Genomic DNA, 25,882 nt, shown 5'->3' with positions numbered 1-25,882 from the left:
GAGCAATAGATGAACACCATGACCGAAACACATCCCTCGGCTTCAACGCGCGATTGGCCGCGCCTTGCGGTCGTCGTGTGCGCGTCGCTGGTGTTGCTCTATGGGTCTTTCTACCTTTACCAGATCGGGCAACCTCTGTTCGGGGCGATCCTTTTGGCGCTGGCGACAGGCTTTGCGATCATCTTCGGGGCAACGCGGTTCTATGGCAGCAGGTTCATCTTTCCGGGCATTGCCGCCGTCCTGATTTTCATCGCATTCCCCGTGATTTACACGATCTACATCGGCTTCACGAACTACTCGTCTTTCAACCTTCTGACATACGAACGCACCATCGAAGTCCTGACATCGCGCGGCAGCATCGACACGTCCACAGAACAACCCTTCGCTGTCTCACCCGACGGCGATAGCTACCGAATTTGGCTACCGGACAGCGGATTGCTATCCGATCCGGTCACGCTGCAAGACACGCAAACCGCAAACCTCGTCCAAGCAGAAGCACCGCAAACCCTGCTTGAACGGCGCGACGCGATCAAACTGCGGGCGGGCCTACAGGTCCTGTCGTTGATCACACCAGACGGCAGCACCATTGAAAACGCGGGCCTGCGCACCTTTGCCACCGTCACACCCGACTATGTACAAACAGGCCCCGACACGCTGACCAGAAGCGACGGGTCTATTTTGACGGCAGACCACGAAACGGGTTTCTTCGTGGACCAGAATGGCGACCAAGTCCCACCGGGTTGGCGCGTCAACATCGGCACAGACAACTTCGAACGGATCGCAACCTCCGAAGGTATCCGCGAACCGATGGTGTCGATTTTCATCTGGACCTTCGTCTTTGCTATCCTATCGGTCGTTCTCACCTTTGCGATTGGGCTGACGCTGGCCGTGATCCTGCAATGGGAACACCTGCGTTTCAAAGCCATCTACCGCGTCCTGCTGATTCTGCCCTACGCGGTGCCGGCCTTCATCTCGATCCTCGTGTTCAAAGGACTGTTCAACCAGAACAACGGCGAAATTAACCTGATCCTCAACGGCCTATTCGGGATCGAACCACGGTGGTTCACGGACGGCAATCTGGCGCGGGCGATGCTGGTCATCGTCAACACTTGGCTCGGCTACCCCTACATGATGCTGCTCGCGATGGGTTTCCTGCAATCTGTCCCAGAAGATCACAAAAAAGCAGCGGCGCTCGAAGGTGCATCAGCGTTGCGGGTCTTCTTCACGATCACGTTGCCGCAGATCATTCCACCCTTTTTGCCACTGCTGATCGCGTCATTCGCGTTTAACTTCAACAACATGGTGCTGGTGTTTTTGTTGACACGCGGCCTGCCCGACATTCCTGGCACGATCATTCCGGCGGGCGAAACCGACATCCTTGCGTCCTTCACCTACCGGTTGGCGTTCGACAATGCAGGCCAACAATTTGGTCTTGCGGGGGCAATCACACTGCTGATCTTCCTCGTCGTCGCAGCGATTTCCTACGCCAATTTCGTCGCAATGCGCAAAGCGGCCGCGAAAAGAGCGGGCCGATGACATACACCTATACCACCCCGCGAACCTGCGGGATGGCGGGTGGGGCGTCGTGCTTGCACGCGCGTCACCCCGCCAAACCGGAGCCACAGCATGATTGTTGAACACCCCCGCCAGCGCCGCATCAAAAAAATCCTCGCGCATGGTTTCATGCTGTGTTTTCTGGCGCTGATCCTGTTCCCCTTCGTGATGGTCCTGTCGATTTCGTTCCGCGAAGGCAACTTCGCGGTAGGCTCCATCATCCCGCAAAATCCGACCCTCGAACACTGGGTGCTGGCCTTCGGGTTTGACTATACGCGCGCAGACGGCACAGTCATTTCACCGCCCTACCCCGTCCTTTTGTGGATGTGGAATTCAATCAAAATCGGCCTGATCGCGGGCTTCGGCGTTCTGATGATCGCTACCATTTCTGCCTATGCCTTCAGCCGCATTCGGATCAAAGGCAAAGCGGCCATGCTCGACGGGTTGTTCCTGATCCAGATGTTTCCGACAACGCTTGCGCTTGTCGCGATCTACGCAATCTTCGACGCACTAGGCGAGGTAAGCCCCCTGCTCGGCCTGAACAGCCATCTGTCATTGGTGCTGATCTACATGTCCGGCGTGACCCTGCATATCTGGACGATCAAAGGCTATTTCGACAGCATCGACACAGCCCTCGACAAAGCGGCGATGATCGACGGCGCCACCCCTTGGCAAACCTTCCGTTTCATCTTTTTACCGCTTGCCGTGCCCATCATGTCTGTTGTTTTCGTCTTGGCCTTCATCGGCTTCATCAACGACTACCCCATCGCGTCCGTGCTGATCCGGTCAGAATCGCAGATGACCCTCGCTGTAGGCTCACGACTTTACCTCAACGAATTTCAGTACCTCTGGGGCGACTTCGCGGCTGCTGCAATTCTGTCAGGCCTGCCCATCACAGTGGTTTTCCTGATCGCGCAGAAATACCTCGTTTCAGGTCTCAGCGACGGCGCGGTCAAGGGCTGAAGCAGCCAGCAACCGCACTCTGACAGGATGCCGCTGGCGGTACATAAACCGCCCATAAGCTGCATAAATGGGCGTCATCCATCCGGCATCAATCTCTACACGGTCGGTCAGGACCGATCCCATCGCTGTCTCTGTGACAGTCAACGTATGGTTCCACGACTTCACCGCACCACCATATTCGTGGCTTTCAAAACGGTGCGCTTCGGGATCAAAGACGACCAATTCCATGTGGTAAGGCTGCGGCGGCAGCTTCCCAAACAGGCGGAACGTCACATCGATCTTTTGGCCTTCAAACATAGGCTCCGTCGGTAAACCGTCGAACGACACAAGCCGCTTCGTCGCTTCAACAAATGCGTCAAAATCGGTCGCCACATCCCAAACAGCTTGCGGCGGATGATCGTAATGATGTGTCAGCGTGATAGTTTTGGGCATAAGCGCACTCCAACGTTACGGTGCTTTCGCGTTAAACGTGAATAACTGCTGACCGTCTACTCGATATCCATTGATCAGCTGCGCCGCCTCTTCACCCGTCAACCAGTTCTCAAGTTCAGCGATGGCAGCCGCCGGAATATGATCAAATTTGCTGGGGCGGATCGGCAGGAAGCTGTATTGATTGAACAACGCCGGATCCCCTTCGAACAACAAAGCAAGATCGCCCTTGTTGCCAAATTTGATCCAACTGCCGCGATCCGACAATGTATAAGCGTTCAGGCCGGATGCCGTATTCAGTGCCGCCCCCATGCCAGCGCCTACTTCCTGATACCAATCGCCAAAATCAGCCACGGATAACCCTGTCTCAGCCCATAACTCCTGCTCTGCCTTATGAGTCCCGCTGTCGTCCCCCCGACTGACAAACGGCGCTTGCGTCTGTGCAATCGCGGCCAGGGCGGTCGTCGCGGTGGCCGCATCTGACGCAACCGCAGGATCGGCGTTCGGGCCAATCACCACGAAATCATTATACATGATTTCCCGCCGATGCGTCGCATGTCCGTCGGCCACAAATGCTTCTTCAGCAGCCTTCGCATGGACCAAAACGGCGTCAACATCGCCCGCCTGCCCCAACCGCAAAGCCTGCCCCGTCCCCACAACCAAAAGCAGCACTTCAATATCAAGCGCATCGTAGATCGCCGGCAGCAGAACATCTGCCAGACCAGAGTTTTCAAACGACGTTGTCACGGCCAATTTCACCACCTCGGCCTGCGCCGCAGGGGCCATCAATGCAATAAATGCAGCCGTCAAAGCTTTGCGGATCATGTCAGTATTTCTCCGTTTAAGAATGCAGTTAATTCAGGTGTTTGCGGCGACGACATCATTGCGTCACGTCTGCCCATTTCCACGACGCGCCCGCCAACCAGCAACATAACATCTGTCGCCAACCGCCGGACTTGACCCATGTCATGCGTGACCAAAAAGATCGTCGTGCCCGCGGCATGGGTCGCCTGTAACAACGTCTCGATCTCGCGCGTCGCAGGGCCGTCCAGATTAGCGCAGGGTTCATCCAAGAACAAAACATCCGGATCGCGGATCAACGCACGCCCCAACGCCAGTTTCTGCCGCTCCCCACCAGACAACCGCGTCGCCTGCGTTTGCAAAGATGCAGTCAGGCCGATGCGGTCGGCCCATTCCACAACCAACCTGTCACGCGCAGCCTGTTCAGCGCCAATAAGCCGCAACGGATAGGCAAGGTTTTCGGCCACACTGCGCCGTAACATGATCGGTTGTTGAAACACATAAGCTTGGCGCGCGCGCGCTGCGGCCTGATCAATCGCCCAATCCGCCGATCCCGCACTGATCCGTTCGACCCCATGCATGATCCGCAGCAGCGTCGTCTTACCAGCACCGTTCGGCCCGATAATCGCAGTGAAACCACCACGCGGCAGCGACAGATCAACCGGTCCCAGCAAACGTTTCCCACGCCGCCGGACCTCTGCACCCTGAAGGGTTAAAGGAAACATCTCGGCTACCATCGACGATCCCTTTCCGTGCCAGACAGCCAATGGATTGCGATATTTACGGCCAGTGCCAATCCGATCAGAACAAAGCCCAACCCAAGCGCCAAAGCAAAATCACCCTTCCCCGTCTCAAGCGCAATCGCCGTCGTCAAAACCCGCGTCGCATGATCAATATTGCCACCGACAATCATGATCGCGCCCACTTCGCCGATCGCACGACCAAAACCAGCCAGCGCGGCGGTCAGCAAATTACGACGACCGTCCCAAAGCAAAGTCCGAACCCGCTGCGCCTTTGTCGCGTTCATCGAAATCAGCAAATCATGATATTCGGCCCACAGATCGCGCATCGACTGATGGGTAATGGATGCGATCAATGGCGTGATAATGATCACCTGCGCGATGATCATGGCAGACGGCGTGAACAGTAACCCAAACACACCAAACGGGCCGGATCGGGACAGCAAAATGTAAACCACCAACCCCACAACAACGGGTGGCAATCCCATCAGCGCGTTGATCACCGAAATCAGCAAACGCCGATAGCGGAACCGTTGCACAGCCAGAAACGCACCAAAGGGCATCGCGATCAGACATGCAATTGCAACGGCCGTCAGGCTAACACGCAGGGACAGGAAGCTGATTTCAAGCAGCTCCGTGTCCAACCCCACGATCAACCAGAACGCGGATGCGATGCCCGACCAAATATCAACCATGTGGCCGTTTCACGTGATTTGGTCGCATCCTACGCATCGCTTTTTGATTTCCCGCTCTTTCGGTCATCCAACTGTCTAACAGGCGCAGGCGCGTGCAAAAGCCAAGATGCGGCACAAGAAGGCACATTTACGCTTAGGGGATCAAAATTTCGGACCGGTCAAACTGGGCAAAGTCGGTCGTGCCGTCGTCAAACACGATCTCGATATAGACACTTTCAACGGAATCGAGCGGCAAAGTTGCGTAAATTGGGAAATTGATCACATCGGTCAGGCCATTGGGTTGGGCCGTGTCATCATGGCACGGCTCCATCGCGACAACCGTGTCCGCAGGCGCGCCGTTCACCCCATAACGAATGTCCCATAGGCCACAGCGCCACGCCAAGAGATGCGAAAAGTAGAGCAAATCCTGCCCTTCGTATGCACGCACAGCGACCCAATTCGCTTTGGTCATGCCCAAAATCGGTTTGACTTCTACGGCCGTGGTGAATTGGCCTGTTGGGACTTGTGGCTCGGGTTCACGCAAGGCTGCATCATCGCCCGACCCGTCTTCCAGAACTGGCGGCAAAAGGCTGGTGGCTACGTCAGCTGGCGCATTGGGCTCAATCCCGATGGCAAGCCCGATCACATAAGGCAAAACAAGTCCAAACATCACACTACCTCATTCGTTCTTTACCGCCTAATCATCAGGCTGTCCCACATCTGCGTTCTAGGCTAAGAAGATCGAAAGACGCAGAAGTGTAGGTTTATTATGGCGCAGTCACAGGCATCAGGCCAGCCATTCAATGTCATGATCGTCGGGCAATCCGGGCGGTTAGAATATGAAGCGCTGCTATTTGTGGCCTCGCTGCGCGCGATGACGCCCGATTTCGCGGGTAAGATGATCGTCGTCGAACCGCAACCGGGCGGCAAATGGGACCACGACCCACGGATCAGCGACGATGTACGTGCGCGTTTGATCGAACTAGGCGCCGAAGTCCGGCCCTTTGAAAGCCACCATTTCGGGCAATCCTATCCCTACGGCAACAAAATCGAAGGCCTGCAAGCCATGCCTGCGGGCGAACCGTTTGTGTTCTTCGACACGGACACGTTGGTCACAGGCGATCTGATGCAGATCCCGTTCGATTTTGATCGTCCCGCCGCGTCGATGAAGCGCGAAGGCACATGGCCGCAAGAAGAGTTGTATTGGGACGGATACACCGCGATCTGGAAATCGCTTTACGACAAATTCGGGCTCGATTTCGAAAGCAGTCTCGATCTGTCGCAACCGGACGAATACTGGCAGCGGTACATGTATTTCAACGCAGGCTGGTTCTTCGGGGCGGATGCAAAAGCCTTCGGCGACAGGTTCCTCGAATATGCGCTCGCGGTGCGCGACGATGCGCCAAAACAATTAGAAGTCCAGTCGCTGGATCCATGGCTGGACCAGGTCGTATTGCCCTTGGTGATTCATTCCTTCGGCGGCGGGCGACCGGGTCCAGAATTGAACGGCCTCGATGGCGATGCGACCTGCCACTACCGCCTGTTGCCGCTGTTCTATGCACGCGAAAGCGATCACGCGGTTGAAGTGATGGAAGCCGTTGCCGCCCCTAACAAGATCAAGAAGCTGCTCAAGCAATACGAGCCCTATAAACGGATGGTCTTCCAAAAACGGGGCCACAAAGTACGAGCCATGTTTGACCGCAACAACCTGCCCCGCAAAGAACAGCAAATCCGCAACAAGATTAAGTCTGCCGGGTTCTGGGTCCGATAGTTTGACCTGAAGGCGCGGCTGCGCCGCAATCTATATTTAGCTTTAGACGGGCGCCGCGATGCGGTCCGCAGTCGTGTGTTGCGCGCGCTGCAATGCTGCATGGGGGCCAGCCCCCAAAACCCCGAGATATTTATGACCAAAAGAATTAAACCCGGATTATATTGACTCAATTAAATCCGGATAATAAAAGGCATTTCAGGGAGACTTGAAATGACCACTTATACTGCATTCGACCATCATGCCGTTGTTGCCAACGGCGATATGGCTGCGATGATTGCCGCACAGCGCGAAGCCATGCCGCGCGGTGTAAACCTATTGATTTATGATGATTTGACTGGACAGGTGCGCGACGTTGATTTGCGCGACGCCCCGCCCCCATCACGTGGCCGTCCCAAGCTAGGCGTCAAGGCCCGCGAAATCACCCTTTTGCCACGCCATTGGGACTGGCTTGCTGGTCAGAAAGGCGGTGCATCTGCCGTCCTGCGCCGCTTGGTCGACGCCGAAATACAACGATCAGCAGGCAGCCGATCCGATCATACGCGACAGACAACAACCTATGCATTCATCTCATCAATCGGCGGCGATCTGCCGGACTTTGAAGAAGCGTCGCGGTGCTTGTTTGCTAACGACTGGATGGGGTTCGCCACAAAGATCGCTGCGTGGCCAAAAGACGTCCGTGATTACGCATTAATGCTCGCCCGTGAACAGACCTGACCTGTCAGCAAAGCCTTTGATTTCAATCGGATTACCTGACGGGTCCCGAAAGAACATCGTCCATTGTTCCCCCGGTTCACCCTTAAAGCGAACCGAGGGAGCAATGATGAAATCAGTCTGCCGGTCTTCCAATCGCCCCGCCAATGCCGTCCATTCATCCAACGGCAAGACGATACCGAAATGCGGCATCGGCACCAGATGATCGCCGACCTTACCCGTATCTGCGTTTGCGAAGGGTTCGCCCAGATGCAGTGACAATTGGTGACCGAAGAAATCGAAATCGACCCATGTGTCTGTTGACCGCCCTTCGACCGCCCCCAAAGCGCCAGAATAGAATTCTCGGGCCTCATCTAAATCCAGAACATGGAACGCCAAGTGAAATGGATGAGGCATAATTTGGTCCTTCTTTGCTGGGTGCCGTTGCGAAATCGTACATTTCACGATTAGGTGAACACAACATGATTTAGGGGAGAAAACCATGACCGACGGCCCAACCTACGGCTTTGACACACTACAAATTCACGCAGGCGCACGCCCTGATCCGGCAACCGGTGCCCGCCAAGTCCCGATCTATCAAACAACCGCCTACGTGTTTCGCGACGCAGACCACGCAGCCGCATTGTTTAACCTGCAAGAAGTTGGCTACATCTATTCCCGCCTGACCAACCCGACTGTCGCCGCACTACAAGAACGTATCGCGACCCTAGAAGGCGGTGTTGGCGGCGTTTGCTGTTCATCCGGTCACGCGGCCCAGTTGATGGCGCTGTTCCCGATCATGGGGCCGGGGCTGAACATCGTCGCATCGTCCCGCCTATACGGTGGCACGATCACCCAGTTCAGCCAAACCATCAAACGTTTCGGTTGGTCCGCGACATTCGTCGATATGGATGATCCAAAGGCGGTCGCTGCTGCCATTGACGACAACACGCGCGCGATCTTCTGCGAAGCAATTGCCAACCCCGGCGGTCATATCACTGACCTGCGTGCGATTGCGGACGTGGCCGACGATGCAGGCATTCCGCTGATCGTCGATAACACCACAGCGACACCATACCTGTGCCGCCCGATCGAACATGGTGCAACGCTGGTCGTGCATTCAACGACGAAGTACCTGACAGGCAACGGCACTGTGACCGGCGGCTGCGTTGTCGATTCTGGTAAATTCGACTGGGCCGCAAACGACAAATTCCCGTCGCTCAGCCAACCAGAGCCAGCTTATCATGGCTTGAAATTCTCGGAAACCTTCGGCCCGCTGGCGTTCACCTTCCATGGCATTGCCATTGGTCTGCGTGATCTTGGCATGACGATGAACCCGCAAGCGGCCCATTATACGCTGATGGGGATCGAAACGCTTTCCCTGCGGATGGAGCGTCACGTCGAAAACGCGATGAAGGTCGCGACGTGGCTCGAAAACGATCCGCGCGTGGACTACGTGACCTATGCCGGTCTGAAATCATCGCCATATCAGCATCTTGTCGAAAAGATCTGCCCACGTGGTGCCGGTGCATTGTTCACCGTTGCCGTTAAAGGCGGCTACGACGCCTGCATCAAGCTGGTCGATTCGCTCGAAATCTTCAGCCACGTCGCCAACTTGGGCGATGCGCGGTCTTTGATTATCCACTCCGCGTCGACCACACACCGCCAGCTAACGGCTGAACAGCAAGAAGCAGCTGGTGCTGGGCCGGGTATCGTTCGTTTGTCTATCGGCATCGAAGACGCAAACGATATCATCGCCGATCTGGATCAGGCACTGGCCAAAGCCACTGCCTAACCCAATTGCCAGTCCCGTGTCGCGCGGGGCTGGCTATTCGATGGCTGTCACGACCGTGATTTGGGCCGTGACATCCAATGTACCAGCCGCAATCGGTACGCTCCGCGCTTCGGCCATTGCCATGACTTGGCCACGCTCAAACCCGCCACCGCCAGACGCTTCAGAGATCGAAATGATCGCTCCCGGCTTCACGTTCGCCGCGTCGGCATATAGCGCCGTTTTAGAAATCGCATCGGCAACCGCGGCAATTCGCGCTTGTTCGAGCAACGGCGCTTTATCTTCAACATCGAACTGTAAGCCACTGATCTGATTGGCACCTTCAGACACCAACCGATCCAGAATGCCCCCAGCTCGATCCAGGTCGCGCACGATGACCGTGACGTTGGATTGCGCGGTAAAACCGATCACTTTTGGCGGTTCGTCGTATTCGCGATTGTTGCTGTACCGCTCTGACAACCGCAGACTACTGGTCTGTATATCAGCGGGCGGCAGACCTTCGTCGGACATCACAGCCAGGACTTGGGACAAATCATCGCTCATTTCGCGAACCGCTTCACTGGCCTGATCCGCGTGCGCGACGACACCAATCATGATCCGCAAAATATCCGGTTTTGCAGTCACTGTTCCATGGCCCACCACCGTGATCTGGGGGCGTTCTTGGGCCGTCGCATGCCCCGAAAATCCAACAACCAGCAGCATCGCCGCCACAACATACATCAATTCACGCATGGAAAATCCTCTCCAAATTAGGGTTTCATTCACCCCTTGGACGTATTTGATACCGCATTCCTTGGCGCGGCTAGGCCTCGCACTTGGATTTGGCGGAATTTCGCGATAGATAGCGCGGGCGGAATAATTCCCCTTCTCGCGTATGTTGTGAACCTGTTAAGACTTTCATATGACGCCAAATTTCGCGCTTTCACTCTCCTTCGAAGGAATTCGCCTGCTGCACCGCGTAGCGGACGGCTGGGCGCTGGCCGGAGAGGTGTCATTAGAAGCGCCTGATCTTGCAAGCGAAATGAAGGCTTTGCGCGACACCGCTTTGGGTCTTGAAACGGACGGCTTACGCACCAAACTGCTGCTGCCGAACGACCAAATCAAATACATCGAAATCGATACGACCCGCACTTCGGTTGATGACATTCACCGCGCGATTGATCAGGAAACACCGATCCCGCTGAATGAACTCGTGATCGATTTTGAACGGACTGGTGGCCGCACCCAGATTGCCGCCGTCGCACGCCAAACCCTTGAAGAAGCGGAAGCTTTCGCAAAGGAACACGGTTTCGAACCGATGACTTTTGTCGCTGTGGCAGAGCCGCTGACATTCAGCACCGAAGTCTTCTTTGGACCGACGAAGCATTGCGTCAGCGTAGTCGGGCCTGACGTGGAAATCACCCGCGACGATAGTCCCGCTGTGTTGACAAATGTCGGCACGCTGCCCGGTTTTATGAAAACGCCAAGCGCGGCAATTCCCGAGGCCGCGCCGTCCGAAGACCCCGAACCTGCGCAAGCAGAACTGCCGATCGAAGAGCCGGACACGCCGGATGCGAACGAAGACGACGTCGCAGCCTCCACAACAGACGAACCGTCCGATCAAACGGATCTGAAATCCGAAACAACCGAATCTGACGCTGTTGAAGCCGAAGCAGAACCCGTGTTCAGCCGCGACCGGAAAGACCCACCAAAGACTGATTTGCCGTCGCCCGCGCACGAAGACGACGTCCCAACGCCAGAAACAATGGACGACGAAACGAAAACAACGCCCGACACAGAAACCGCGGACGCTGAAACCGAAGAACCCGTTTTCGCCAGCCGCAGCAGGGCCGTCGAAATAACCGGCGCGCGCCGCGTACCGGACCCGACGCCAGAACCGCCAGCCTTGGCCGAACCGGACGCTGAGCCCAGCGAACAATCGCGCCCAGCGACGTCACCCAATCCTGATAAAAGCCCCATCGCGTTCTTTGCCCGCAGCGGGACTAAGAATAAAACCGATGACGTTTCAACCTCGGAACCAGATGCGCCAGCGATACCCAAACCGCTGAAGGCCGCGGATGAAACAGCCGCAACACCCGTTCCAGTAGTGGCACCCATCGCGGCTCGCCCTGCGAGCAATGCGGTTGTGACCGAACCGAAAGAACCGCGTTCAAACCCAATTGCTCCGCTTCTCGCGATGATCAAACGTCCACTAGCAGCGCCCCCCAGCAAGGCCGACTTGGCATTAGGCGGGACCAAAGGCAAAAAGGCCGGTGCTGCTGCGGTGGGCGGCAAGCCCAAGCACCTCGGCCTGATCATGACGGCCGCACTTTTGGCGTTCATGGTGATTGCGGCCATGTGGGCCAGCAGCCGAATGGAAAACGGGATCGCGGGCCTCTTCAAGACGCCAACAGTTGCGGACGTGGACGAAACACCGCCTGTCGTCGTTGGGGCCCCCGCGATTGTTGATGTCGCGGCCGTAACACCGACGGAAGACGCGCCCGCAACGCCGGAACCCGCCGCCCAGCCTGTTTTCACGACACCACCGGGAACTGTGCTCAGCCCATCAGAGGCCGCACGCATTTACGCCGCGACAGGCGTCTGGCAACGCGCCCCACGGCTCCCTGATGAAGCACAGGCAGGCACCCTAGACGGTCTCGTTAACATTGCGACACTGCCTGCCATCACGCCAAATACGCAGCCTGCAGGCCCCGACCGCGCGGTCGCGGCACCGGACCGCACAATTCTCGCGCCGATCAATCCGACCGCGCCGGACCGCAATGTCCAACGCGACGAAAACGGATTTATCCTCGCGGCTGCGAACGGTACGATCCTTCCAACAGGCGTCTGGATTTACGGTCGCAAACCCGCGATTACGCCACCGCTTCGGCCCACGCCGGAAGTCACACCAGCCGCCGCCGTTGTACCTGCCGACGACGGTACGACTGAAACAGATGTTGCAGATGCGGACACAGCCGATACTGAAACCGCAGAGCCTGTTCCGGAGACAGACGAGGCTGCCCAGCCTGAAGACGAGGCTGCCCAGCCTGAAGCCGATACTGACGTCGCAGAGCTAGCGGATGATCAAACAACGACCCCAGAGATCGAAACAGCCAGCGTTGATCCCGAAATTTCTGCGCCCGAAGCCGACGAAACCGAAAACACCACATCACCCGAAATTGACGACACCTCTGACGGCACGGTCGTCATCGCAGGTCGCCCTGCCCTGACACCGCCGCTACGTCCGGGGTCGGCGCCACCAGACGCCACGCGCGAAGACGGCGATTTGCTTGGCAACGATCCTGCACTTGCATCGTTCCGCCCGTCATTGCGTCCTGATGGCTTGGTCCCGCCACCATTGCCTGAACCGTTTGCTGATCCGGCTCTCGCAGGTCTGCGCCCGTCCGTGCGCCCGGCCGATCTCGCGCCCCCTGTGGTCGAAGAAGATCCCGTCGTCGCAGAAGAAACAGCGCCAGACGTCGTACCAGAAAACCCCGATATCAGTTCAATCGTTGCGTCCATCGCAGCGGCCGCCCCGCCAAGCCAAATCGTCAACCCGACCCGCAACGCCATCGTCGCGTCACCGCGCCCAGATTCGCGGCCACGTAATTTCAGCAGCGTCGTCGCATCCGCCCAAACGCTGGCCGCACGTCAGCAACAACGCAATGCCGCCGCCGCAACCGCAGCAGCGGCCGTCCCTGCAGCACCCGTCGCCACCGCACCCGCCCGCGCGTCTGGCCCAACAACAGCCACCGTCGCGCAAGCCGCGACCGTGTCGAACGCGATCCGGTTGCGCGACATGAACCTGATCGGCGTCTACGGACGTCCGGGCAATCGGCGGGCTTTGATCCGTTTGGGAAGCGGGCGCTACGTCAAAGTTGAAGTCGGCAGCATCCTTGACGGCGGTCGCGTCACGGCAATCGGCGATAGCGCGCTGAACTTCGTTAAACGCGGGCAAACCTACGCGTTGCAGATGCCTTCGGGCTAAACCTGCAACCGCGCTGCGTCCGATCGGGCAAACGATAGAAAATCCCAGCAATCATCAACGCCATGTTCATTGGGGACTGGCATAAACGGACCGATCCCGTTAGCTCTCGAAATACATCTGATCATCTTTTCAACACGCCCGCTTGGCCCATCCCACGCCAATCGTCCGGCCAAAATCCGTAAAGCAAAGCTATGGAAAGTTTCCTGTTTCAAGCCACGATTTACCTCGGCGCAGCCGTGATTGCGGTGCCCTTTGCGGCACGCATGGGGCTTGGGTCGGTATTAGGATATCTGGCTGCAGGCATCTTTATCGGGCCCATCACCGGTCTTGTCGGCACAGAAACCCAAGACCTTCAGCATTTTGCCGAATTCGGCGTGGTCATGATGCTGTTTCTGATCGGCCTCGAACTGGAACCGCGGGTTCTGTGGAACATGCGTGACCGGCTCATTGGCCTTGGCGGATTGCAGATCACAGTGACTACAACGCTGATCATGGGCGGCGCGATGGCGATGGGTTATGCATGGAACGTCGCGTTCGCAATCGGGATGATATTCGCCTTAAGTTCGACAGCTATCGTTTTGCAAACATTGTCTGAAAAAGGATTGATGCAAACCAACGGCGGACGCTCGACATTCTCGGTTTTGCTCACCCAAGACATCGCTGTCATCCCGATGCTCGCCATCTTGCCGCTTTTGGCGATCACGGCGACTGCAACAATTGCACCAGACGGATCGCTGGTCCGCACCGCCGATCATGATGACGCCCATCACGCGATGAGCCTCGTTGACGGCCTACCCGGTTGGGGCGTCACGCTTGTCACTCTCGGGGCTGTCGCGGCGGTCATCCTGACGGGGATCTTCCTAACGCGCCCTGTGTTTCGGTACATCCATCATGCGCGTCTGCGCGAAATGTACACGGCTCTTGCACTGCTCATGGTCGTATCAATCGCCGTGCTGATGTCCCTTGTCGGCCTATCCCCTGCGCTTGGCACATTTCTGGCGGGCGTCGTCTTAGCAAACTCCGAATTCCGCCATGAACTGGAAAGCGATCTTGAACCGTTCAAAGGCCTGTTGCTCGGTCTGTTCTTTATCACGGTCGGCGCGGGCATCGACTTTGGTCTGTTTTTCCGCGAACCGGTCTTCATCCTGTCCCTGACCGTCGGGGTCATGCTGATCAAAGGAATCGTGCTTTACGGCCTTTCCGTCCTGTTCAAAATCAAGGGTAAAGACCGCTGGTTATTCGCACTGGGCCTCGCGCAAGCAGGCGAATTTGGCTTCATCCTGATCTCGTTCTCGGGCCAACAAGGCGTGCTCAGCCCCGGTTTATCAAGCCAACTTTTGCTCATCGTCGCTCTTTCGATGCTGATTACACCGCTACTGTTTATCATCTACGAAATCGCCAGCCGACGGATCACCGACGGGCATGATATGGCCGATGATGACGTCGACGAACAAGGCACCGTAATCATCGCGGGCATCGGTCGTTTTGGCCAGATCGTGAACCGGCTGGTGCAATCCGCAGGCTTTTCGACCGTCGTCATCGACAACGACCTAAGCACCGTCCAGATGATGCGCACCTTTGGGTTCAAGGGATATTTTGGCGATCCGACACGTCCCGACCTGCTGAAGGCCGCCGGTTTGGACGACGCGCGCGTTCTTGTCGTAGCCATCGATGACAAGAAAATGGCCAACACGCTGGTGACATACGCCCGCAAAACGCGGCCCGACCTGCATATCATCGCCCGCGCACGGGACCGCGTGCATGCCTACGAACTGAATGCAGCAGGTGCCAACGACATCGTGCGCGAACTCTTCGATTCGTCGCTGCGTGCGGGGCGTTATGCGCTTGAAAATCTGGGGCTGTCGGAATTCGAAGCCAACGAGGCAGAGACGTTCTTCTACGAACATGACCGCGCTGCAATTCGCGAACTGTCTGAGTTCTGGAAACCGGGCGTGGCGCTGCGCGACAATGCTGAATACGTCGCGCGCGCGAAAGAACTGAACAACGATCTGGAAACCGCGCTCGCCGAAAAACAGCAGTCCGGCGAAGAAACCCGCGACGCCAAGAAGCGCCGCGGTGGTCGTTAGGTCTCAGGCCTCGCCCGCCGCAACGCCCGCTTCTGCAAAGGTCGCCATGCCCGAATGACAGGCAATCGCCCCCTTCAGAACACCAATGGCAAGGGCCGCACCCGACCCTTCACCTAACCGCAGACCAAGCTGTAGCAGCGGTTCTTTTCCGATACCGTCCAACATCTTACGGTGCGCATCTTCCGCACTCAGGTGACCCGCTACCGCATGGTCCAGCGCCCCCGGCACCGACTTTTCCAACGTCGCAGCCGCCGCCGTACAAATGAAACCATCCAAGATCACGGGAATACGGTGCGCACGCGCCGCCGCAATCGCACCCGCCATCGCAGCCAATTCGCGACCGCCCAAACAGCGCAACGCCTCAAGTGGATCAGACACATCATGCAAAGCCAAGCCGCGTGCAACGACATCGGTCTTACGCACAAGACCTGCATCATCAACACCTGTCCCGCGCCCCGTCCATTCAGCCGCATCGCCGCCCATGATCGCGGCACCAATGGCCGCAGCTGATGTCGTGTTCCCAATGCCCATCTCGCCCGTGACAAGCAGATCAGCATCCGGATCAACCGCATCCCACCCCGTGCGCAACGCTGCGATGACTTCGTCTTCTGTCATCGCAGGTGCCACCGTAAAATCGGCCGTCGGATTATCCAGATCAACCGCATGCACGTCCATCTTCGCCCCAAACGCCTGAGACAACTGGTTGATCGCAGCACCGCCATGTTCAAAGTTCGCAACCATCTGCACGGTCACTTCCGGCGGGAACGCCGACACGCCCTGCGCACAAACGCCGTGGTTGCCGGCAAAGACAATGACTTGCGGCTTTTCAAGCGACGGCGTGTCTGTGCCGCGCCATCCCGCATACCAAATCGCAAGATCTTCGAGCCGCCCCAATGCACCTGGCGGCTTGGTCAACTGACCGTTGCGGTCCTGTGCCGCCGCCGTTGCAGCGGGGTCCGCATCAGGAGCTGTCGCCAAAACAGCGCGAAATTCAGCAAGGGTAGAAAAAGAAGCGGACATGAGGACCTCGTTGCAACATCGTTTGCATCTGTCTAACGATCACGGGGCAGATGGAAAGATCGTAAAAGGGACATACCGTGGCAAATCGCGACATGAGCCTCATTCACTGGCATGACGTCCCGGCAGCAGCAGGGCTTTTGACGCGCGTACGTGTGCAGGTGAACACCGATCTCGCGATCCAGCGCGGGCCACTGGCAGCATGGGCTTATCCCATTGTCGGATTGAAGATCGCGATCGCCATGGTGGTCTTGGGCCTTTGCGCTGGTTGGGTCGGAATTGCGCCCCCAATCGCGGCGGGCCTTATGCTCGCGCTCAGCGTCATTCTGACTGGTGCGATGCACGAAGACGGTCTGGCCGACAGCGCCGACGGCCTGTGGGGCGGTTGGGACAAAGCCAAACGGCTCGAAATCATGAAGGACAGCCGCAATGGCGCCTACGGTGTTCTGGCCCTCGTGTTGTCTGTGATCATCCGCTGGGCCGCACTTACAGCAATCGTGCAAACCGACCACTGGATTGCGGCATTGATCGCTGTGGCCATGCTCAGTCGTGCGGCGATGGTCGCGTTGATGACCGGCCTGCCCAACGCGCGCGACACCGGCCTAAGCCAATCCGTCGGATGCCCTAAACCTGTCACGGCGTGGCTGGCCATTGGCGTCGCTACGTTGGGCGCGTTCTTCGCTTTGGGGCTCACAGCAGGCTCTTTACTGATAGTCGCCGGCATCACGGCCAGCCTATGGGCCGGTATCGCGCACCGCAAAATCGGCGGTCAAACCGGTGATATCTTAGGGGCAACTCAGCAACTGACCGAAATCGCTTTGCTGATCACATTGTCCGCTATCCTTTAGCAGCCCATCGCAGCGGCAAAACTGTCGCGACCGGCATGCGGCCCGATATCCGTTGCCGTCAATTCACCGTCAAAACGCACCGCCAAAAGCCGCGTCCAATTGCCCGTCGCCACGATCATTTCGGGGCCATCACCACAGTCACGGATACCGCCCGCGATATCAGCCTCACCGATCCGGTGGTTAGTCATGTCAGCGGCTGCGGCGACTTCGGTGAAATCACCATTATCATACCGCCAAACACGTAACGTCTTGGCCAAATGGGGACGGTCGACAAAGGCAACTTCGACCAATCCGTCACCGTCCAGATCAGCAGCCCCGACAGGGGAATACCAACGGTTCGACCGACCGATATGCGGGGTCGCGGCAACCAATTCACCCGCACCGTTATAGATAGAAATCCGCGCGCCTTCGGTCATCTTCGTCTCGACGACCATCACTTCATGCGTGCCGTCCAGATCAATATCAATAAGGCGTGGCGCGACATCTTCAAAAACATGCGTTTCCGGCAACCGCAGCGTCACCTCCGCCCCGTCAACAGTCATGACCAATGCACCGAATTCAATCGCATCGCCCAGAATGCCATGGGCATAGCGGGTGGTCGGTTCAGTGTAGCGGGCGGCAGTCACGTCGGCGTTTGCGGCCCCTGCAAGGGCCGCAAGACATGCTGCAGTGGTCAGACGACCCAGCATTTAGATCTGCTTTTCTGGCATCTGCACACGCAGGCCGTCCAAAGCATCCGTCACCTTGATTTGGCAAGTCAGACGCGATGTTTCTGCGTTCGGCTCATACGCGAAATCAAGCATGTCTTCTTCCATCGCGTCCTTTGCAGGCACCTTTTCGACCCAAGCAGGGTCAACATAAACGTGGCAAGTTGAACAAGCACATGCACCGCCACAATCGGCCTCAATCCCTGGAATGCCGTTATCACGGGCACCTTCCATCACGGTCAGACCGTTTGCCACGTCAACGACATGCTCTTTGCCGCCGTGCTCAACATAAGTAATTTTCGCCATTCGTTCCTCAACAAGTCTAGTGCGTTGCGTTATATCTAGGTCAGCTTGCCCCATAGGACCAGTCACAAAAACCCCAACACATGTGGGGGTGACGCGACACACCTAGCCAAGTTTTGCGCGGTCCGCAGATTGGCCATTTTGGATTGGGTCAACTCCGGCTACTATCCCCCAAACAACGCGCAGAGCAGCCGATGACTTTACGACCCATTCTGACCGCGCCACTTTTATGCGCTGCATTGGCATGCACACCTGTGCCGCCACCATCGGAACCCGTGCCAGCGCTGCCACCCGTGCAGAACCTGATCACGGACGGTGAAATCGAAACGACCGTGTCAGGGCAGTGCTTTGCCCGCACAGCTCCGCCGACGCGCACGCGCATTATCGAAGAACAGGTGCTCGTGACACCGGGCATCAGGGGCGACGACGGGACGTTCACATCGCCGCCAATCTTCCGCAATCAAACGCGCCCAGTCACCGAACCCATTGGCGAAGGCACGCGGTTCGAAACATTATGCCCGCCGGAATACACGCCCGAACGGGTCGCCACACTGCAACGCGCGCTTAAAGCACGGCTCGCCTACAACGGCCCGATCACCAGTGTGCTGGATGCTGGGACACGGGCAGCAATACAGGCATTTCAGGCCCCCCAAGGTTTCGATAGCCCCCTGATCCAACGCGGGATCGCGGAAACGCTGGGCATCGTATCGCTGGACCGCGCATCCCTGTAACGCAAAAAGGCGACCCGTTTCTGGGCCGCCTTCTCAATTAGTTTGTTGTCTGCTTACTCTGCTAGCGACAATGCGACGAACCGTGGATCACCACCGCGACGCACGAGCAGCAGCAGGGACTTGCGACCCGCCTCACGTGCTTCGGTGATACGGTCTTCGAAATCACCTACGCTTGTGACCTTCTGCTGGCCAGCTTCGGTGATCAGATCACCTTCTACCAGACCCTTGGATGCTGCTTCGCTATCCGCGTCGATGCCAGTAATCACAAGACCTGTGTCAGCTGTAATTGAATACTGCTCTGTCAGGTCCGGCGTGATCTCTGACAATGTCAGGCCAAGCAGGCTTTTCTCTTCAGGTGCTTCCGGCTCTTGAACATCTTCGTCTTCAGGGAAAGCAACCGCTTCGGATGTCTCGCGACGGCCCAGAACAACAGTCAGGTCTTCGGTGTCGCCATTACGCAAAACGGTGACCGGCACCTCTTTACCAACAGGCGAATTACCAACGATACGAACCAGTTCGCGTGTGTTTTCGATTTCGATCGTATCAAACACAGTGATCACATCACCCGCCAGCATTCCGGCATCTTCCGCAGGACCAGCAGGCACATCAGTCACCAACGCGCCGCGTGCATCTGTCAGACCTTCGATGGCATCAACCATGTCCGGAGTGACGTCTTGGATGCGAACACCCAACCAACCGCGACGGGTTTCGCCGAATTCCTTCAGCTGATCCACAACATTGGTCACAACGTCAGACGACATCGCGAAACCAATCCCGATAGACCCACCGTTTGGTGACAGGATCGCAGTGTTCACACCAATCACGTCGCCGTCCATGTTGAACAACGGCCCACCAGAATTCCCACGGTTAATCGCGGCGTCCGTCTGGATGTAGTCATCATAGGTCCCCTGCAAGGCACGGTTACGGGCGGAGACAATCCCTGCAGAGACAGAGAAACCCTGCCCCAGCGGGTTACCCATCGCCATGACCCAATCGCCAACGCGGGACCCAACAGCATTGCTGTCGCCGAATTCGACGAACTGCAGATCGGTCTCATATTCGACCTTAAGAACCGCAATATCGGTGTTCGGATCAGTCCCGACCAATTCAGCCTTCAACAGTTCAGTTGGCTGACCTTCGCCCGGAAAGAATTCGATTTCGATCTCGTCGGCGCCTTCGATCACGTGGTTGTTCGTGACGATGTAGCCGTCAGCAGAAATCACGAAACCGGACCCAAGCGCGGATGACCGGCGGGCCTGATCACGTTCGTTGTCGTTTTCCAGATCGTTGAAGAAATCCTCGAACGGGGACCCTTCAGGCACGATACCTTGTGGACCAGTGCGGCCTGCAACGACGGTGGACGTGGTGATGTTCACCACGGATGGGCTGACCTGTTCGGCCAAATCGGCAAAGGTTGCGGGGCGTTCTTGGGCAAACGCGGGGCTGGCCTGTGCAAGGGCAACGGCCCCAGCAAGGGCCAGCGCTGTCATTAGACCTTTCACCATATTGCGGGCCGCAGAATATTCCTGCGAAAGTGCAATTGCTTTTGATGTCACGAGTCTCTCCCTCTCAAGCATGACGTCAGAAACGACCTACACGGAATGCAGGTTATTCCTTTTCACTAACACTCTATGTAGGGCGGCAAATACACAACACAATTTATCCTCCTTTATCATCACGCGGCTGTGATTTGCGATCCGCTTTTCGTGAACTGGAAACGATCCCGCCACGCGCCTTTGATTTTCCACGATTTTGAAGAATCGATGTGCGTGAACGCCAAAAAAGCGTCGCAACGGCGGCGGTTTTTCGCTAAAACATGCGCAGCAGATCGCCGGGTCCACGGCGCTGTTCATCTGAAAGTTTCTCTATGACACTGATGTCGTTTGCTGCCTACGAGCAGCCGATGAAATGGGTGGCGTTTGTCCTTGGGTTTTGCAGCACGATCTGCGTCGTCCAAGGCTGGCACCTAGGGGCCATGTTGTTTAGCCTGCCCTTCTGTCTAATCTGGATCTATTGCGGTTGGCTGCGCACCGAACCGCAGCTCAAATGGATCAACGTGATGTTTGCGGTGCTCTACGTCTACGGGATCGGACGGTATTTGCTGCTGGCCTAATCCTTACGCCAGACCGACACATGACTGGGGCTTGTCGCAGTAAACGGCGATTTGTCCCAGTCAGCCCAACGGTCCACCAATCGCATCCCAGCCATCCGCGCCATCAGATCAAGCTCTGCGGGCCACGCGTAGCGGAATGGCACTGTGTTTTTGACGTAAGTCTCCGCTTCCAGCCGAACATGGTGGGAGGCATAATTCTGCGTGACCACATCAAATTCGTCGATCCCCCAATGGGTATCCGACCGATTAAAAGCGCGCATGGTTTCACCAAACGGGATTTTCTGGATCGGTGGTACAAGTGTTTCGATCACGAAATGACCGCCCGTTGTCAGATGGGCGGCAGCATTCGCAAAACAAGCGACCTGCGCGTCCTGCGTCGTCAGGTTGTCGATGGTATTATACACAAGGAAAACAAGGGAAAACGCACCGTCCACACGGGTTGTCGTCATATCCCCGACGACCGCTGGAATGTCCGCGCCTTCCGGCTTTTGCTGCAGTTGATCTACCATGGCGGCCGACAGTTCAATCCCCTGCACGCGCACACCCGCATGGTGCAACGGGACCGCGATCCGGCCCGTGCCAATCGCAAATTCAAGAGCCGTGCCATCAAAAGCCAGATCACGCAAAACCGACGCGACCAGCCTTTCAGCGGCAGAGCTTCCATCCCCGTGAATACGGTCATAGTTTTCCGCAATGGCTTGATCAAAAACGCCGTCGTCGTGCATCAATCTCGTCCTTCTTCAGCGCAGGATTTTCCCCATTGCGCGACCTTTGGCCAATTCATCCACCAACTTGTCCAGATAACGGACCTGCTGGATCAGCGGATCGTCAATATCTTCAACACGATACCCACAAATGACGCCTGTAATTAGGCTGGCGTTCGGGTTCAAATCGGCATGATCAAACACGGTCTCAAACGTCGCATCTTCATTAATCAGGCCTTGGATCTGATCGTCATCATACCCCGTCAGCCAAGTAATGACCGCGTGTAATTCATCCAGCGTCCGGCCTTTCTTTTCAACCTTTTGCAGGTACATCGGATAGACCTTCGCAAACGACATCTTTGCAAACGTCTCGCGCGTCGATTTCGTGCCGGCCATTCTCATCCCCTTCGTTTTCAATCGACCATATGCCATCCGGGCAAGGCTACAAACGAAAAATGGCCGGCGTTTCCGCCAGCCATTCATCAATCTCATTTGCGCAAAACTTAGTTTGCAGCAGCGCCCTGATCAGACTTCAGGTAGTTAAAGAATTCGTTGTCAGGCGACAAAACCATCGACGAATTACCAGACTTCAAGGCCCGTGTATAGGCTGTCATAGACCGATAGAATTCAAAGAATTCCGGGTCAGATCCGAACGCTTCGGCGAAAATCGCGTTGCGTTCTGCATCTGCTTCACCGCGAGTGATTTCGGACTGACGCGTCGCATCGGATACTAGTTCGACCACAGTACGATCTGCACCCGCACGAACCCGCTGCGCGGCCTCGTTACCGCGGGCGATTTCGTCCGCCGCTTCGCGTTCACGTTCGGCTTTCATCCGCTCGTAAGTCGCGTTCAGGTTTTCAGACGGCAAATCAGTCCGCTTCAAACGCACGTCAACCACCTGCAAACCCAGCGCATTCGCTTCGGCAATCGCAGAATTCCGGATACGCAGCATCAGCGCCGCACGATCCACAGACAGAATGTCGTTGGATGAAACGGAACCAAGAACCTCACGTGTTTCGGCACGCAGAATGGAATCAAGACGACGCGCAGCGGCTTCTTCACCACCACCACCAACAGCCTGACGGAAGCGTTCCACATCCGCGATACGGTAACGCGCAAAGGCGTCAACGATCAAACGACGATCATCAGACGGCGTAACCTCAAGCGGATCAAGATCACGGCTAAGGATACGGTCATCGTAACGCACGACTTCTTGGATCAATGGCAGTTTGAAGCTGAGACCAGGCTCTTCTTCAACACGCACGATCTGACCAAACTGCAGGACCAGCGCCTTCTGACGTTCATCAACGATGAACACAGACGACAAAAGACCAACGACAACAACCGCAACGGCTGGCAAAAGAAATGCTGACTTATTCATCAGTTGGACCCTCCATCAGTGGTTCGGCGCAATTCGTTCAACGGCAGATATGGCACAACACCGCTGCTGCCGCCTGCCCCATCGTCGAGCAGAATAATATCAACGCCACCAAGGACTTCTTCCATGGTTTCCAGATAAAGACGTTTGCGTGTCACCTCTGGGGCCTTTTCATATTCAGCCAAAACCGCGGTAAAGCGTGACGCCTCACCCTGCGCTTCGTTCACAACCTGTGACCGGTACGCTTCGGATTGTTCGATCAACTGGGCCGCTTCACCACGGGCACCCGCAACCACTTGGTTTGCATAAGCATCCGCGACGTTCTGCAAACGGTCACGTTCCTGTTCCGCATCCTGAACAGCGCGGAAAGCCGCGATAACAGGTTCAGGCGGATCAGCCTTGTCAAAGTTGACACGGACGATGTTCACACCGGATTCGTAGCTGTCCAATGTCGACTGGATCAAATCGCGCAAACGATCCGCAATCGCACCACGGTCGCGGTTCAAAATTGGCGCCAGTTCAGACTGCGAAATAATCTCGCGCATCGCGGATTCCGCAACAGCGGCAATCGTCTGTGGCGGATCAGCAAGGTTGAACAGATACTGCTGCGGATCGGTGATGTTCCAAACAACCTGGAAATCGATATCCACGATGTTTTCATCACCCGTCAGCATCAGACCCGCATCCATACCGGACCGGCTTGTGCCGATGTCGATGTTCCGCTCGGTCGTCACGGCAAGGATTTCTTTCGTCACAAGCGGCCAAGGGGCAAAATTCAGACCCGGACCACCGGTCGATGAATAGCGGCCCAACATCAGCTCTACCGACTGTTCCTCGGGCTTGACTGTGTAGAACGATGACGCCAGCCAAAGACCAACAGCGGCCAAAGCGCCTAGACCAATCATCCCGCGTGAAATCTGCGGGCCACCGCCGCCACCGCCACCAGCGCCGTTGTTGCGACCGCCGTTGCCACCGCCGCCCATCAGCACGCGCAATTGTTCGCGGCCTTTGTTCATCAGCTCGTCAATTTCCGGGATTTGCGGCCCGTCATTGTTGCCGGGACGCCGCCCGCCATTGTTGCTGCCGCGATTATCGCCACCATTGTTGGAACCGTTATTTCCACCGCCGCCCCAAGGGCCACCGTTATTCCCTGCCATCGTGCTTCCTATGCTGCTGCCCGCGTCTTCCGGGCTGTCATATCATATGTGTAGGCAAAACCCGCAAAATCAAGTCGATCTGACGGGTTCCTTCATTGTCACAAGTTCTTCGGCCATTGTGGGGTGAACTGCAACCGTCGCGTCGAAATCTTCTTTAGTTGCACCCATTTTCACGGCGATTCCGGCCATTTGGATCATTTCACCTGCGCCATCTGCGACAATATGCACGCCCAGCACCTTACGGGTCTCTTTCGACACGACCAGTTTCATCAACACGCGATCGGGACGACCGGCGAAGGAATGGTTCATCGGTTTGAACGTCGTAGCGTAAACTTCGATCGGTTCTTGGGCTGCAGCTTCTTCTTCGGTCAGACCAACTGTGCCGAACTCCGGCTGGGTAAAGACCGCAGAAGGCACCAAATCGTGGTCCACCTTCGTCGGGTTGCCTTTGAACACGGTCTCGACGAACGCCATGCCTTCGCGGATCGCAACGGGGGTCAGCTGGATACGGTTCGTCACATCACCAATCGCGTAGATCGACGGCACACCCGTGGCACTGTAGTCATCGACAACGACTTCGCCGCTTTTGCCCAGCGCAACACCTGCATCCTCAAGACCAAGCCCGTCGGTATTCGGACGGCGGCCCGTTGCATACATGACCTTATCGAACGTCTCTTCTGATCCGTCCTTGAACGTCACACAGAACGTGTCAGCCACCTTATCGATCTTCGCAACATCGGTGTTCAAACGCAGATCAACGCCCTTCTCGACCATGCCTTCGGCAATCACTTTACGAGCTTCATCATCAAAACCGCGCAAAATCTGATCGCCACGATAGGCCTGTGTCACCTCAACACCCAACCCGTTCAGGATGCCTGCAAATTCCGACGCGATGTACCCACCACCGACAATCAGAATCTTGTTCGGCAGTTCTTCCAACAAGAAGATATCATTCGACGTGATCGCGTATTGTGACCCTTCAAAATCAGGGACAACTGGATGCCCACCGGTGGCCACCAAAATTGTCTTAGCCGTCACTTCATGGCCGTCACGCAGAACAACCGTATGCGCATCTTTCACAACAGCGCGGCTGTCATAAACGGTCACATCGTTATTCTTCAACAGATTGCGATAGATGCCTTCGAGCCGCTCAAGTTCGTCGTGCATCTTCGCGCGAAAGTTTTTCCATTCAAACGTCGGATGGGTCGGGACATCCCAACCATATGATTTCGCATCAATAAAGCTTTCAGAAAACTGCGACCCGAACACCATCAGCTTTTTAGGAACACAGCCGCGAATAACGCATGTGCCGCCCATTCGGAATTCTTCGGCCAACGCGACCTTAAACCCGTTCTGCGATGCAACGCGACCAGCACGCACGCCGCCCGATCCACCACCGATGACAAACAAGTCAAAATCAAAAGCCATCATGTATTCCTTCGCCGCATTTCTGTT

26 protein-coding genes are annotated in these 25,882 nt (G+C 56.6%); 10 read left to right on the top strand and 16 right to left on the bottom strand.

The genetic code is table 11. The features are described 5' to 3' along the window. Positions 1–9 precede the first annotated feature (9 nt). Entirely contained in the window at positions 10–1,536 is a 1,527-nt protein-coding gene (gene malF / locus MWU61_RS02195; RefSeq protein ID WP_247126416.1) for a maltose ABC transporter permease MalF, read from the top strand. A 90-nt stretch (positions 1,537–1,626) separates the two neighbouring features. Next, on the top strand, positions 1,627–2,517 hold the full coding sequence (gene malG / locus MWU61_RS02190; protein ID WP_247126414.1) for a maltose ABC transporter permease MalG: 891 nt from the start codon (positions 1,627–1,629) through the stop codon (positions 2,515–2,517). Here the strand turns inward: malG and MWU61_RS02185 are convergent. The 5 genes from MWU61_RS02185 to MWU61_RS02165 form a co-directional block, all read right to left on the bottom strand. Next, positions 2,485–2,949, bottom strand: coding sequence for an SRPBCC family protein (locus MWU61_RS02185; RefSeq protein WP_247126411.1), 465 nt, complete (start codon positions 2,947–2,949; stop codon positions 2,485–2,487). The two genes, malG and MWU61_RS02185, sit on opposite strands and share 33 nt — an antisense overlap. A gap of 15 nt (positions 2,950–2,964) precedes the next feature. Next, on the bottom strand, positions 2,965–3,771 hold the full coding sequence (locus MWU61_RS02180; protein WP_247126409.1) for a substrate-binding domain-containing protein: 807 nt from the start codon (positions 3,769–3,771) through the stop codon (positions 2,965–2,967). After that, the gene (locus MWU61_RS02175) at positions 3,768–4,484 is read right to left on the bottom strand and encodes an ATP-binding cassette domain-containing protein (RefSeq protein ID WP_247126407.1); all 717 of its coding nucleotides are present in this window, start codon (positions 4,482–4,484) and stop codon (positions 3,768–3,770) included. The genes MWU61_RS02180 and MWU61_RS02175 overlap by 4 nt, the downstream gene beginning before the upstream one ends. Next, positions 4,478–5,182 (bottom strand): ABC transporter permease, encoded by a 705-nt coding sequence (locus MWU61_RS02170; protein WP_247126405.1) that lies wholly within the window; start codon positions 5,180–5,182, stop codon positions 4,478–4,480. The genes MWU61_RS02175 and MWU61_RS02170 overlap by 7 nt, the downstream gene beginning before the upstream one ends. A gap of 133 nt (positions 5,183–5,315) precedes the next feature. Continuing rightward, positions 5,316–5,831 (bottom strand): hypothetical protein, encoded by a 516-nt coding sequence (locus MWU61_RS02165; RefSeq protein WP_247126404.1) that lies wholly within the window; start codon positions 5,829–5,831, stop codon positions 5,316–5,318. A gap of 99 nt (positions 5,832–5,930) precedes the next feature. Between MWU61_RS02165 and MWU61_RS02160 the strand changes: the two genes are divergently transcribed. Continuing rightward, complete coding sequence (locus MWU61_RS02160; protein ID WP_247126402.1) at positions 5,931–6,932, top strand: hypothetical protein; 1,002 nt, start codon at positions 5,931–5,933, stop codon at positions 6,930–6,932. Between the two features lie 210 nt (positions 6,933–7,142). Then, positions 7,143–7,646, top strand: a complete 504-nt coding sequence (locus tag MWU61_RS02155) for a DUF2239 family protein (protein ID WP_247126400.1) — start codon at positions 7,143–7,145, stop codon at positions 7,644–7,646. Here MWU61_RS02155 and MWU61_RS02150 read toward each other — a convergent pair. Further along, entirely contained in the window at positions 7,620–8,039 is a 420-nt protein-coding gene (locus MWU61_RS02150) for a VOC family protein (protein WP_247126398.1), read from the bottom strand. The two genes, MWU61_RS02155 and MWU61_RS02150, sit on opposite strands and share 27 nt — an antisense overlap. A gap of 85 nt (positions 8,040–8,124) precedes the next feature. Here MWU61_RS02150 and MWU61_RS02145 point away from each other — a divergent pair, with 85 nt between their 5' ends. Then, positions 8,125–9,417: an O-acetylhomoserine aminocarboxypropyltransferase/cysteine synthase family protein gene (locus tag MWU61_RS02145; protein WP_247126396.1), complete on the top strand. Its 1,293-nt coding sequence runs from the start codon at positions 8,125–8,127 to the stop codon at positions 9,415–9,417. A 33-nt stretch (positions 9,418–9,450) separates the two neighbouring features. Here MWU61_RS02145 and MWU61_RS02140 read toward each other — a convergent pair whose 3' ends face one another. After that, the gene (locus tag MWU61_RS02140; protein ID WP_247126394.1) at positions 9,451–10,146 is read right to left on the bottom strand and encodes an SIMPL domain-containing protein; all 696 of its coding nucleotides are present in this window, start codon (positions 10,144–10,146) and stop codon (positions 9,451–9,453) included. A gap of 169 nt (positions 10,147–10,315) precedes the next feature. On the opposite strand from MWU61_RS02140, the gene MWU61_RS02135 reads away from it, so the two are divergent. Next, entirely contained in the window at positions 10,316–13,381 is a 3,066-nt protein-coding gene (locus tag MWU61_RS02135) for a hypothetical protein (protein ID WP_247126393.1), read from the top strand. Positions 13,382–13,572: 191 nt separating this feature from the next. Further along, positions 13,573–15,468, top strand: a complete 1,896-nt coding sequence (locus tag MWU61_RS02130) for a monovalent cation:proton antiporter-2 (CPA2) family protein (protein ID WP_247126391.1) — start codon at positions 13,573–13,575, stop codon at positions 15,466–15,468. Between the two features lie 3 nt (positions 15,469–15,471). Here the strand turns inward: MWU61_RS02130 and cobT are convergent, their stop codons facing one another. Further along, positions 15,472–16,488 (bottom strand): nicotinate-nucleotide--dimethylbenzimidazole phosphoribosyltransferase, encoded by a 1,017-nt coding sequence (cobT, locus tag MWU61_RS02125; RefSeq protein WP_247126389.1) that lies wholly within the window; start codon positions 16,486–16,488, stop codon positions 15,472–15,474. A 77-nt stretch (positions 16,489–16,565) separates the two neighbouring features. On the opposite strand from cobT, the gene MWU61_RS02120 reads away from it, so the two are divergent. Then, positions 16,566–17,333: an adenosylcobinamide-GDP ribazoletransferase gene (locus MWU61_RS02120; RefSeq protein ID WP_247126387.1), complete on the top strand. Its 768-nt coding sequence runs from the start codon at positions 16,566–16,568 to the stop codon at positions 17,331–17,333. Here MWU61_RS02120 and MWU61_RS02115 read toward each other — a convergent pair. Together MWU61_RS02115 and MWU61_RS02110 are read right to left on the bottom strand one after the other, a co-directional pair. Continuing rightward, positions 17,330–18,022: a VCBS repeat-containing protein gene (locus MWU61_RS02115; protein ID WP_247126385.1), complete on the bottom strand. Its 693-nt coding sequence runs from the start codon at positions 18,020–18,022 to the stop codon at positions 17,330–17,332. The two genes, MWU61_RS02120 and MWU61_RS02115, sit on opposite strands and share 4 nt — an antisense overlap. Next, positions 18,023–18,346, bottom strand: coding sequence for a 2Fe-2S iron-sulfur cluster-binding protein (locus MWU61_RS02110; protein WP_247126383.1), 324 nt, complete (start codon positions 18,344–18,346; stop codon positions 18,023–18,025). A gap of 191 nt (positions 18,347–18,537) precedes the next feature. Between MWU61_RS02110 and MWU61_RS02105 the strand changes: the two genes are divergently transcribed. Next, positions 18,538–19,074, top strand: a complete 537-nt coding sequence (locus MWU61_RS02105; RefSeq protein WP_247126381.1) for a peptidoglycan-binding domain-containing protein — start codon at positions 18,538–18,540, stop codon at positions 19,072–19,074. A gap of 53 nt (positions 19,075–19,127) precedes the next feature. On the opposite strand, the gene MWU61_RS02100 is transcribed toward MWU61_RS02105, so the two are convergent. Further along, a complete protein-coding gene (locus MWU61_RS02100) occupies positions 19,128–20,564 on the bottom strand; it encodes a Do family serine endopeptidase (RefSeq protein WP_247127199.1) in 1,437 nt (478 codons plus the stop codon). A gap of 377 nt (positions 20,565–20,941) precedes the next feature. On the opposite strand from MWU61_RS02100, the gene MWU61_RS02095 reads away from it, so the two are divergent. Further along, positions 20,942–21,187 carry a peptidase gene (locus MWU61_RS02095; protein ID WP_247126378.1) on the top strand — a complete coding sequence of 82 codons (246 nt, stop codon included), beginning with the start codon at positions 20,942–20,944 and terminating at the stop codon, positions 21,185–21,187. Here MWU61_RS02095 and MWU61_RS02090 read toward each other — a convergent pair. The 5 genes from MWU61_RS02090 to gor all read right to left on the bottom strand — a co-directional run bounded on the left by MWU61_RS02090 (position 21,184) and on the right by gor (position 25,855). Next, the gene (locus tag MWU61_RS02090) at positions 21,184–21,912 is read right to left on the bottom strand and encodes a class I SAM-dependent methyltransferase (protein ID WP_247126376.1); all 729 of its coding nucleotides are present in this window, start codon (positions 21,910–21,912) and stop codon (positions 21,184–21,186) included. The two genes, MWU61_RS02095 and MWU61_RS02090, sit on opposite strands and share 4 nt — an antisense overlap. Before the next feature lie 15 nt (positions 21,913–21,927). After that, entirely contained in the window at positions 21,928–22,287 is a 360-nt protein-coding gene (locus tag MWU61_RS02085; RefSeq protein ID WP_247126374.1) for a DUF2200 domain-containing protein, read from the bottom strand. Positions 22,288–22,394: 107 nt separating this feature from the next. Then, positions 22,395–23,273, bottom strand: coding sequence for a protease modulator HflC (locus MWU61_RS02080; RefSeq protein WP_247126372.1), 879 nt, complete (start codon positions 23,271–23,273; stop codon positions 22,395–22,397). Then, on the bottom strand, positions 23,273–24,427 hold the full coding sequence (hflK, locus tag MWU61_RS02075; RefSeq protein WP_247126370.1) for an FtsH protease activity modulator HflK: 1,155 nt from the start codon (positions 24,425–24,427) through the stop codon (positions 23,273–23,275). Before hflK ends, MWU61_RS02080 begins: the two co-directional genes overlap by 1 nt. A 69-nt stretch (positions 24,428–24,496) precedes the next feature. Next, complete coding sequence (gene gor / locus MWU61_RS02070) at positions 24,497–25,855, bottom strand: glutathione-disulfide reductase (RefSeq protein WP_247126368.1); 1,359 nt, start codon at positions 25,853–25,855, stop codon at positions 24,497–24,499. Positions 25,856–25,882 lie beyond the last annotated feature (27 nt).

The sequence above is a fragment of the Loktanella sp. F6476L genome (assembly GCF_023015725.1).
Taxonomy (GTDB): Bacteria; Pseudomonadota; Alphaproteobacteria; order Rhodobacterales; family Rhodobacteraceae; genus Yoonia.
This window is presented reverse-complemented; position numbering and strand designations above follow the sequence as displayed.

What these genes read in the sequence shown, in the direction of transcription:
- MWU61_RS02160 (WP_247126402.1), top strand. Translation starts at nt 5,931, where the DNA reads ATGGCGCAGTCACAGGCATCAGGCCAGCCATTCAATGTCATGATCGTC.
- MWU61_RS02080 (WP_247126372.1), bottom strand. Translation starts at nt 23,273, where the DNA reads ATGAATAAGTCAGCATTTCTTTTGCCAGCCGTTGCGGTTGTTGTCGTT.
- malG (WP_247126414.1), top strand. Translation starts at nt 1,627, where the DNA reads ATGATTGTTGAACACCCCCGCCAGCGCCGCATCAAAAAAATCCTCGCG.
- MWU61_RS02180 (WP_247126409.1), bottom strand. Translation starts at nt 3,771, where the DNA reads ATGATCCGCAAAGCTTTGACGGCTGCATTTATTGCATTGATGGCCCCT.
- MWU61_RS02185 (WP_247126411.1), bottom strand. Translation starts at nt 2,949, where the DNA reads ATGCCCAAAACTATCACGCTGACACATCATTACGATCATCCGCCGCAA.
- gor (WP_247126368.1), bottom strand. Translation starts at nt 25,855, where the DNA reads ATGGCTTTTGATTTTGACTTGTTTGTCATCGGTGGTGGATCGGGCGGC.
- MWU61_RS02155 (WP_247126400.1), top strand. Translation starts at nt 7,143, where the DNA reads ATGACCACTTATACTGCATTCGACCATCATGCCGTTGTTGCCAACGGC.
- MWU61_RS02105 (WP_247126381.1), top strand. Translation starts at nt 18,538, where the DNA reads ATGACTTTACGACCCATTCTGACCGCGCCACTTTTATGCGCTGCATTG.
- cobT (WP_247126389.1), bottom strand. Translation starts at nt 16,488, where the DNA reads ATGTCCGCTTCTTTTTCTACCCTTGCTGAATTTCGCGCTGTTTTGGCG.
- MWU61_RS02175 (WP_247126407.1), bottom strand. Translation starts at nt 4,484, where the DNA reads ATGGTAGCCGAGATGTTTCCTTTAACCCTTCAGGGTGCAGAGGTCCGG.
- MWU61_RS02145 (WP_247126396.1), top strand. Translation starts at nt 8,125, where the DNA reads ATGACCGACGGCCCAACCTACGGCTTTGACACACTACAAATTCACGCA.
- malF (WP_247126416.1), top strand. Translation starts at nt 10, where the DNA reads ATGAACACCATGACCGAAACACATCCCTCGGCTTCAACGCGCGATTGG.
- MWU61_RS02135 (WP_247126393.1), top strand. Translation starts at nt 10,316, where the DNA reads ATGACGCCAAATTTCGCGCTTTCACTCTCCTTCGAAGGAATTCGCCTG.
- MWU61_RS02165 (WP_247126404.1), bottom strand. Translation starts at nt 5,831, where the DNA reads ATGTTTGGACTTGTTTTGCCTTATGTGATCGGGCTTGCCATCGGGATT.
- MWU61_RS02100 (WP_247127199.1), bottom strand. Translation starts at nt 20,564, where the DNA reads ATGACAGCGCTGGCCCTTGCTGGGGCCGTTGCCCTTGCACAGGCCAGC.
- MWU61_RS02085 (WP_247126374.1), bottom strand. Translation starts at nt 22,287, where the DNA reads ATGGCCGGCACGAAATCGACGCGCGAGACGTTTGCAAAGATGTCGTTT.
- MWU61_RS02110 (WP_247126383.1), bottom strand. Translation starts at nt 18,346, where the DNA reads ATGGCGAAAATTACTTATGTTGAGCACGGCGGCAAAGAGCATGTCGTT.
- MWU61_RS02170 (WP_247126405.1), bottom strand. Translation starts at nt 5,182, where the DNA reads ATGGTTGATATTTGGTCGGGCATCGCATCCGCGTTCTGGTTGATCGTG.
- MWU61_RS02150 (WP_247126398.1), bottom strand. Translation starts at nt 8,039, where the DNA reads ATGCCTCATCCATTTCACTTGGCGTTCCATGTTCTGGATTTAGATGAG.
- MWU61_RS02130 (WP_247126391.1), top strand. Translation starts at nt 13,573, where the DNA reads ATGGAAAGTTTCCTGTTTCAAGCCACGATTTACCTCGGCGCAGCCGTG.
- hflK (WP_247126370.1), bottom strand. Translation starts at nt 24,427, where the DNA reads ATGGCAGGGAATAACGGTGGCCCTTGGGGCGGCGGTGGAAATAACGGT.
- MWU61_RS02115 (WP_247126385.1), bottom strand. Translation starts at nt 18,022, where the DNA reads ATGCTGGGTCGTCTGACCACTGCAGCATGTCTTGCGGCCCTTGCAGGG.
- MWU61_RS02095 (WP_247126378.1), top strand. Translation starts at nt 20,942, where the DNA reads ATGACACTGATGTCGTTTGCTGCCTACGAGCAGCCGATGAAATGGGTG.
- MWU61_RS02090 (WP_247126376.1), bottom strand. Translation starts at nt 21,912, where the DNA reads ATGCACGACGACGGCGTTTTTGATCAAGCCATTGCGGAAAACTATGAC.
- MWU61_RS02140 (WP_247126394.1), bottom strand. Translation starts at nt 10,146, where the DNA reads ATGCGTGAATTGATGTATGTTGTGGCGGCGATGCTGCTGGTTGTTGGA.